We start from the raw sequence: 7,848 nt of genomic DNA, 5'->3' as shown, positions 1-7,848 counted from the left end.
GCCGCCATGGACGTCTCAGACGGGCTTGGCGCAGATCTAGCCAAGCTTTGCGTGCAGAGTCGCTGCGGGGCTAAATTTACTAAGCGGCTAAGCAAACACGAACTAAATAGCGGCGAGGAGTACGAGATTTTATTTACGTTTAGTCCGAAAAACCGCGCCAAAATTTTAAGCCTAGCACACAAAACTCGCACGAAAATCACGATTTTTGCTAAAATCACGAAAGGAAAATTTAAAAGCAATGCAAGAAACCACCATTTTTAAGCCTCTTTACGCGCTAACCCACGCGCCCATCAACGCGTATTTTAGTAAAAACTCGGACGATTTTGTAGTGCGCGAGATCCCACTTTACGCATTTAGCGGGCAGGGCGAGCACCTGATAATCGAAATTTGCAAAAAAGATATGACGACGCAGGAGGCCTTGCATGCGCTAAGCGAGGTTAGCGGCGTAAAGATGCGAGATTTTGGCTATGCGGGGCTAAAAGACAAGCAGGGTATGACGACGCAGTTTATCTCGATGCCGCGTAAATTTGAGGCGGCGCTTGCAAATTTTAGCCACGATAAGATGAAAATTTTAAGCCTCGCCGCGCATGACAATAAACTTCGTATCGGGCATCTAAAGGGCAACAGCTTTTTTATCCGCCTAAAAAAAGTGATGCCGAGCGAGGCCGCCAAGCTTGAACAAGCCGTCCGAAACATCGACGAGACGGGCTATCCAAACTACTTTGGCTATCAGCGTTTTGGTAAATTTGGGGACAATGCTGAAACTGGGCTTGAGTTACTTAAAAATGGAACGATAAATGACAAAAAGAGTAAAAATCCAAAGCTAAACGACTTTTTGATCTCGGCATATCAGAGTGATCTTTTTAACCGCTGGCTTAGCAAACGCGTTGAAATTTCGAGATTTGCGCAGGATTTTAGCCTCGCTGAGCTAGCTCAAATTTATTCGTATCTGGGCGGCGAAAATTTGAAAAATTTAAAATCGCAAAAGAGATTTTTTAAGCTTATTGAGGGCGAAGTTTTGGGACACTACCCGCACGGCAAGTGTTTTTTGTGCGAGGATTTGGACGCAGAGGGCGCGCGCTTTGACGCTAGGGATATCACTAGCTGCGGGCTGATCGCGGGCGCGAAGGCGTATGAGGCGCATGGTGCGGCTAGGGCAGTAGAGGATCAAATTTTCGCGCAGGCAAATGAATTTAAAGCTAAAATGACGGGATCTAGGCGCTTTGCGTGGTGTTATTTGGAGGATGCGAGCTATAAATACAACGAGGAAAAGGCGCATTTTACGATAAATTTTACGCTACAAAAAGGCAGCTACGCGACGGTGGTGCTGGAGGAAATCTTACACAAGAATATTTTTGAATGATTTGGAATAAGAGGATTGTCTCGCGAGCGCTTTTAAATGTTTTTTGCTTCGCTTTGCTCGCAACTTCAAGCAGAGCGTAAATTTAGCCCTGCGATAGTCTATATGCCTTAGCTTGGGATGAAATTTACTTATTCTATTTAGCTACGAGCATAGCGACGCGGAAAACATTTTAAATCATCTCGCGATACATACCTTGGCTTTCTATGTTCAAATTTGGCGTTATATTCGGCTAAATTTGCAAATTTCTACTTTTAATTTTACTAGTTAGGCCACGTGCTTTATCGTCGTCAAATTTTAACTCTATCGCTATTTTAGATAGCTTATTTCTCGCCTCGCGGCTACATTATAAAGTTGCAAATTTACGGTTATTTTTATTAAATTTGAATGTTTTAAAATCAAAGTATCTAAAAGTAACATTAACTAAAAGAACTAAATATTATTCATTATCTTAATCTGCTTTTTACTCATTCCTAAGCTTCGCGACTGTATATTACCTATGTATTTACTTTATTTTTAAGGAGGCTTTATGCAAGAGGCAAACGACGGCAAAAAGCTAGCGATCGGCACCGTTGCCTTGATCCTAGCTATCGTCTTTTTCGGCGGTTTCTTAAAGGATGTCGCAGGCGGCATTTTTGATTTCGGTAAGCTAACCGGACAGTTCCCGGAGTGGTTTAAGACCGCAGGCGGCACAAGTGCAAAGGGTGGTTTTATATTTGCGCTCAGTCTGGTTCCAGCGATCATGCTCGCTCTTGGGTTCGTAGCGATATTTGAGAGATATTACGCGCTTTACGCAGCTTCACGCTGGCTCACTCCCGTACTAAAGCCTCTCATCGGTATCCCGGGCTGCTGCTCGATCTCGCTCATAGCTAGCACGCAAAGCACCGACGCAGGTAGCTCTACGGCTAAATTTTTACGCCAAGACGGCAAGATCACGCACAAAGAGCTTTTGATATTTGCCGCGTTTCAGTTTAGTGCGGGCGCGATGATCACGAATTTTCTAGCGTCTTTTGCGCCGCTACTTTTGGTTGCGGACAAAAACGGAGCCCTAGCGCCTATATCTATCGCGGCTGGCTTGGGAATTATTTTGGTGTTTAAGGTATTTGGGGCAAATTTGATGAGACTTTACGTTAAAAAATTCGTAAAAGACGGGGAGACTGAAGTATGAGCGAGCAAGCTAATAATAAATTATTAACCGACGTTTTCGTAGAAGGCGCTAGAAAGGGCTGGGATATCGCCGTTCACAACACGATCCCAAACGTCCTTATGGCTTTTGTTATCATCCACATCCTAAAGGTCTCGGGTGCGCTTGATATCATAGGCAAGTATCTTGGCTTCGTTATGTTGCCGCTTGGGCTTCCGGGCGAGTCGATAGCGGTTATCATGGCGGCGTTTCTTAGCTGGGGCGGGTCTGCGGGCGTGCTAGTGGCGCTAGTTCAGGGCGGCACCCTAACGGCTCCGGATATCGCAGTACTGATCCCTGGTATGGCGCTAGTAGGCTCTACGGTGCAGTATATGGGTCGCGTGCTAGGCGTGCTAGGAATTCCGGGCAAGCACTACTTGGTACTGTTTGGCATATGTATCCTAAACGCCTATCTGGCGATGTTTGTGATGAGCCTCATCGTATAAAGGATAGTCCATGAAACAAGAGGAGCTAAAACAATATCTAGCCGAGCTAAAGGAGCTAACCGATATCGAGAGTCCGACGTCTAGCGTAGAGGGTGTAAATAGCGTCGCAAAGTGGTTTATAAATAAAGCTGATAAGCTCGGCCTAAAGCATGAAAAGATAGCGCTTGGCACCGATAAGGTCGCCGACTGCCTACTCATCTCAAATAATCCGAACGCAGCGAAATTTGACGTGCTTTTCGTCGCACACATGGATACGGTTTTCCCTGTAGGCTCGGTGCAAAGTACGCCTTTTACCCAAAATAATGGCAGGGGAAACGCGCTAGGAGTCATCGATGATAAGGGCGGCGCACTGCTGTCGCTCTACGTCATCAAGGAGCTTGATCTTAGTAAAATCAACGTCGCTTTGTTTCTAAACTCGCACGAGGAGACGGGGTCAAATTTCGCCAAAGAAAAGATCCGCGAATACGCGAGAAAGTCCAAATTTTGCCTCGTGATGGAGCCAGCTCGCGAGGACGGCTCGATGGTGGCGACTAGAAAAGGCGTGATGACCTACGTGATAGATTTTCACGGCGTGGGTGCGCACGCGGGCAATCATCCCGAGCTCGGTCGCTCGGCACTCGTCGAGGCGGCAAATTTTGTAGTCGAGCTATCAAAGCTGACTGATTTTGCGGCGGGACATACCTTTAACTCCATCATCACAAACGGTGGCACCGCGCACAACGTCGTGCCCGAGTTTGCCAGCGTGACCTGCGAGATGAGGTATAAATTTGCCTCCTCGGTCGAGTTTTTTAACAAAAAGTTGGATGAAATCCTAAGCAAACCGTTTATAAACGGCGTAACGCACAAAAAGACGTTAATCAATGAAGAAGCGCCGATGATAGACGAGCAAAATTTGCCGAGGATCAAAGCGGTCTTTGACGAGGTCTCCAAAGAAACGGGCATGAAGGCGAGCTGGGTGGATGCCGGCGGTCTAAGTGACGGCAATATCACGGCCTCGGCTGGCTGCCCGACGATCGACGGACTAGGGCCTACGGGCGGAAATATGCACACCAAAAACGAGTATATGGACGCTAGCTCCGTAGTGCCAAAGTGCAATCTCGTGCTAGACGTCATCAAAAAGCTTGTTTAAATTTAACGGCAAAAGGGTCAAATTTGGCTCTTTTACCCTAAATTTTAAAATTTGAAAGCCTTGAAACTTTGTTTAAATTTTAGAGGCGGTTTTTCTACGCAGACTTATCGCAATATTGTCTAAATATAATCAAATTATCAACTTTATTTAACGATGCGAAGTAAATTTAGCGGCTTTGACTTTATTTTTTGTTCATTTTTTAGTAAAATGGGCGCTAAATTTAAAGGAGAAAATATGCCAAAAGACGCAAACGGAACCGAACTAAACGCTGGAGATAACGTAACTCTGATCAAAGATCTAAAAGTAAAAGGCGCGGGCGCGACGCTAAAGCGCGGAACCATGGTAAAAAACATTAAGCTCACGGACGACGACAAAGAGATCGAAGGCAAGATCGATAAAATGGGCATTATCGTGCTAAAGACGGAGTTTTTAAAGAAGGCTTAATCTCGTCTATGAAAAACGCAAATTTGACGTGAGATCGTTAAATTTGCTGCATTTTTAGCTACGACCTTGTCTTGCTAGTAGAATAGACAAAGCTTTTTGCATCTTGCTTTTCAGAGAGTAGCAAGACTAAGTCGTAGCCAAAAATTTGTGATTTTTGCCATTGGCAAATTATTCTTTGAGTGCTTTGCTTTATATGGTAGCTTTAGCTCGTTAGAACATCAGCTCAAACCCTGCATTGATAGCACCACCTCTTGTTTTTCCTATATAGCCCTTGCCTCCTAGGCTAAGGATAAGGTTCTTGCTCTCATACTTATAGCCAGCTTCAAATACTCCGGTTGAGCCTTTTAGGCTAGGCTTAGGAGCGTCAAGTCCCATAGTAGATGCTTTAGCATCTCCGCTAAACTCATACTCATAAGCTCCGCCTACATATAGGTTATGCTCGTCTTTAAGATTTATAGTATCTCTAAGACCCGCTCTTACCCTATTAGATGTAACGCTATCGAAGTGATATCTCTCGCCAGAGCTTATGGTAGCATCTGCATCATCTGTGTAAGCATATAGCCATTTAGCGTAAATATCTAGCTTGTTTCTTTCGCTTAGATCAAAGATCTGACCTACTCCTATATGAGTAGCCATATAGGTTGAGCTTATATCAAACTTCTCATTATGAGCTAATACTCCAGGAGCTACAGCATAGGTCCAGTCGTTACTATTGTAGTCGCTACTTATCTTACCTACATGAAAGCTTGCATCTATATAGGCGTCGCTGCTAAATACCTGCTTTAGCATCAAGCCTCCGCCTATATATTCGCTTATACCGTCTGCATGTAGGCCGCTATCTAAGTAGCTATCGTAGTTTGCTCTTCCGTATTCTACGAATACTCCGCTTAGTATCTCTCCTGCGGAATTCGGAGTTAAGCTAGCAAGTCCTGCCGCTACTCCATAGCCTTTGGAATTTACGTGTGAGCCCGTCTCATGTCTTAAAGAGTAAGCTTCGCTTATAGCAAAAGGAAATAGCTCTAAGTGTCCGTCAGGTATTAGCTTATCTAGGTAGTTGGTAATTAACTCGCTTCCGCTCTTTAAGCTAGCTAAGCTTGCGGCTCTGGTTTCTGCGAAGGATTTGGTATCCTCTTTTACCCTTCTTTTACCGCTAAATCTAAGATCTAACGCCCTTGCGTTTGCGTCTACCATACCGTAGGTCTCATACTCTATGGTAGCTCCTTGTTGGACTCTGGTTTGTAGATGCGAAGGATCAGGAAGTAGTAATCGTCCGCTTCCTTGCTTATCGATTAGATGGATAGTGCTGGTATCTCCTACATCTGTATTGCCGCTAATGTAAGCGGTGATCTTACCTCTCATATTGCTTAGATCGGTATTGGCCGTAGGATCTGTTAGCGTAATCATAGAATCGCCGTCTTTAATGGTAGGAGGCATAAAGATATTGATATCGTCAAATCCTCCGATATTCTTAGCGGTGATTGAATTAGGAGCCGCGGGATTAGAAGTATCTTTACCTACGTTTAGAGTACTTCCCGCTCCGCCGGTGATATCTCCGATATTATTGCCGCCGGTTAAATTTACGGTAGAGTTATTTCCGCCGTTAATATTTAATCCGTTGAAATTCGTAGGATTGTTTGGATCTTCATTAACTACGTTTATTACAGGATTTGGGATAGGATTATATCTATTGATCTCATCGTTTCCAAACTCGCCGCCCGTGATATTTCTAGAGGTAAGCTTACTTCCTTGAATCAAGATAGATTGATCGTCGCTGCTCTTAATCAAACCTTTTAGCATTATGTCGTAGGTGGTAGAGTTTTTAAGAGTAAACTCATTAGTTGTTTGCTTAGCCTTTTCGGTAAAATTCGTAAAGGTATTACCAGTATTGCGGATAAGATAATACTCCTTACCATCCTCTATATTTAAAGAGCCGTAGCTATCATTGCTTGGATCGTAATCTATTCCGTTTAGTTGGAACTTAGCATTATTGATATCGGTGTTGCCGGCAGTGGTTAAATTTAAAGCTGCAGTTGCAGCGCTACCGTTAGCGTTTGAAATTCCATCGAAGTTTAATACGTTTAGATTTGCTATATCGCCTGCGGTTTTTTGAGTAGAGGCGTTATATACGTTTAGGCTATTGCCCGTGCCGCCTGTATTAGATAGACCATATATCGTTCCTCCTACGCTTCCGCTATGGAAATTTACGCTGTTACCGCTACCGCTGCTTGCATCTGCAGCGTAGACGTTACCATCAACTCTAGCAGTACCTTTTAAATTTACGCTGTTATTGGTTGCGCTGCCGCTAGCTTTTGCTCCTTTTACGTCGCCGGTAACCTTACCGTCATTTAGAGTTATGGTGTTGGCATCCGCATTACCACTAGCTGCTTCACCGCCGTAAGCGTTTCCATTAATGGTGGTATCGTTAGTAGTTACGGTATTATCATGAACGTTTCCGCTTAAGGAGTAGCCTGCGCTTATGTTTCCGTTTACTACCGCACCTTTTGAGCTATCTTCAAAGCTTAGCTCGTTGTGGTGAACCTCTTGGGTTCCGCTATCGCCGTAACCTGCATTTACGTTACCGAAATTTGTTCCGCCCTTAACTATGGTTTTATTGTTATAGACGGTATTTGGAGTTACGCTATCTTTGACATCTGCTCTACCGGAGCTTATATTCTTACCGTTTAGATCTCCTGCGCTTTGAGATACGTTTACGGTGTTATTTTTATTGCCGAATAGCTTATGAGCACCTGCCTGGGCAGCATTGCTAGCTTGGTTCTTAGTTAGCTCGCCGCTATCGAAACCGTTATCTATCCAATCGTCTGTAATGGTGCCCTTTCTATATACGAGCTCTTTATCGGCGTTTTGTTTACGGAAGGTTTCGCCGTCATATTGGTAATGATCTTTATCGGTAATGGTATAGACCTGATCTTTTTGGGTGCTTCTGTCGGTAAAATTTATAGTACCGTTATCCTTGCTGATTAACTTATAGTCTTTGTTATCATCAAGGTTATCGGTATTTACGTTAACATTCGTCTGGCTAAGATCGGTAATAGTATTTCCGGTAAGCTTAAGTGCAGGATCGTTTCCGTTGTAGTTGTTAGGGAGATTGAAATTTAACTTACCGACTCCCTCGATATTTTTAGCGGCGATATTGCCCGGCACTAGCGGATTGTTGCCGTCTTTGCCGATGTTTACGACATCATTAGCATCGCCCTTTATCGTTCCGATGTCGTTACCGCCGATCAAATTTACGGTAGCGTTAGTTACGTTGGTGGTGTCGATATCT

General features: G+C 44.2%; 6 protein-coding genes and 1 pseudogene. 6 read left to right on the top strand and 1 reads right to left on the bottom strand.

Annotated elements, in window-relative coordinates; translation table 11 throughout:
• The 6 genes and pseudogenes from H740_RS01840 to H740_RS01815 all read left to right on the top strand — a co-directional run.
• Nucleotides 1-261 (top strand): annotated as a pseudogene (locus H740_RS01840) (thiamine-phosphate kinase); the annotation flags it as partial.
• The gene (truD, locus tag H740_RS01835; RefSeq protein WP_002950690.1) at nucleotides 239-1,363 is read left to right on the top strand and encodes a tRNA pseudouridine(13) synthase TruD; all 1,125 of its coding nucleotides are present in this window, start codon (nucleotides 239-241) and stop codon (nucleotides 1,361-1,363) included. The pseudogene H740_RS01840 and the gene truD, both read left to right, overlap by 23 nt.
• Nucleotides 1,364-1,889: 526 nt before the next feature.
• Entirely contained in the window at nucleotides 1,890-2,528 is a 639-nt protein-coding gene (locus tag H740_RS01830) for a nucleoside recognition domain-containing protein (protein WP_002950689.1), read from the top strand.
• Nucleotides 2,525-2,989, top strand: a complete 465-nt coding sequence (locus tag H740_RS01825; protein WP_002950687.1) for a YjiG family protein — start codon at nucleotides 2,525-2,527, stop codon at nucleotides 2,987-2,989. The genes H740_RS01830 and H740_RS01825 overlap by 4 nt, the downstream gene beginning before the upstream one ends.
• A gap of 10 nt (nucleotides 2,990-2,999) precedes the next feature.
• Nucleotides 3,000-4,118 carry a M20/M25/M40 family metallo-hydrolase gene (locus tag H740_RS01820; protein ID WP_002950685.1) on the top strand — a complete coding sequence of 373 codons (1,119 nt, stop codon included), beginning with the start codon at nucleotides 3,000-3,002 and terminating at the stop codon, nucleotides 4,116-4,118.
• A gap of 234 nt (nucleotides 4,119-4,352) precedes the next feature.
• Nucleotides 4,353-4,562 (top strand): alkylphosphonate utilization protein, encoded by a 210-nt coding sequence (locus H740_RS01815; protein ID WP_002950680.1) that lies wholly within the window; start codon nucleotides 4,353-4,355, stop codon nucleotides 4,560-4,562.
• Between the two features lie 210 nt (nucleotides 4,563-4,772).
• On the opposite strand, the gene H740_RS11825 is transcribed toward H740_RS01815, so the two are convergent.
• The coding region (locus tag H740_RS11825; RefSeq protein WP_002950678.1) for an autotransporter outer membrane beta-barrel domain-containing protein at nucleotides 4,773-7,848 on the bottom strand (3,076 nt) is incomplete at its 5' end.

This window comes from Campylobacter showae CC57C, assembly GCF_000344295.2.
Lineage (GTDB): Bacteria > Campylobacterota > Campylobacteria > Campylobacterales > Campylobacteraceae > Campylobacter_A > Campylobacter_A showae_B.
The sequence above is the reverse complement of the archived record's forward strand: the minus strand, read 5'-3'. Positions and strand labels throughout refer to the sequence as shown.

Coding starts and splice junctions, on each gene's coding strand:
- truD (WP_002950690.1), top strand. CDS start 239: ATGCAAGAAACCACCATTTTTAAGCCTCTTTACGCGCTAACCCACGCG.
- H740_RS01830 (WP_002950689.1), top strand. CDS start 1,890: ATGCAAGAGGCAAACGACGGCAAAAAGCTAGCGATCGGCACCGTTGCC.
- H740_RS01825 (WP_002950687.1), top strand. CDS start 2,525: ATGAGCGAGCAAGCTAATAATAAATTATTAACCGACGTTTTCGTAGAA.
- H740_RS01820 (WP_002950685.1), top strand. CDS start 3,000: ATGAAACAAGAGGAGCTAAAACAATATCTAGCCGAGCTAAAGGAGCTA.
- H740_RS01815 (WP_002950680.1), top strand. CDS start 4,353: ATGCCAAAAGACGCAAACGGAACCGAACTAAACGCTGGAGATAACGTA.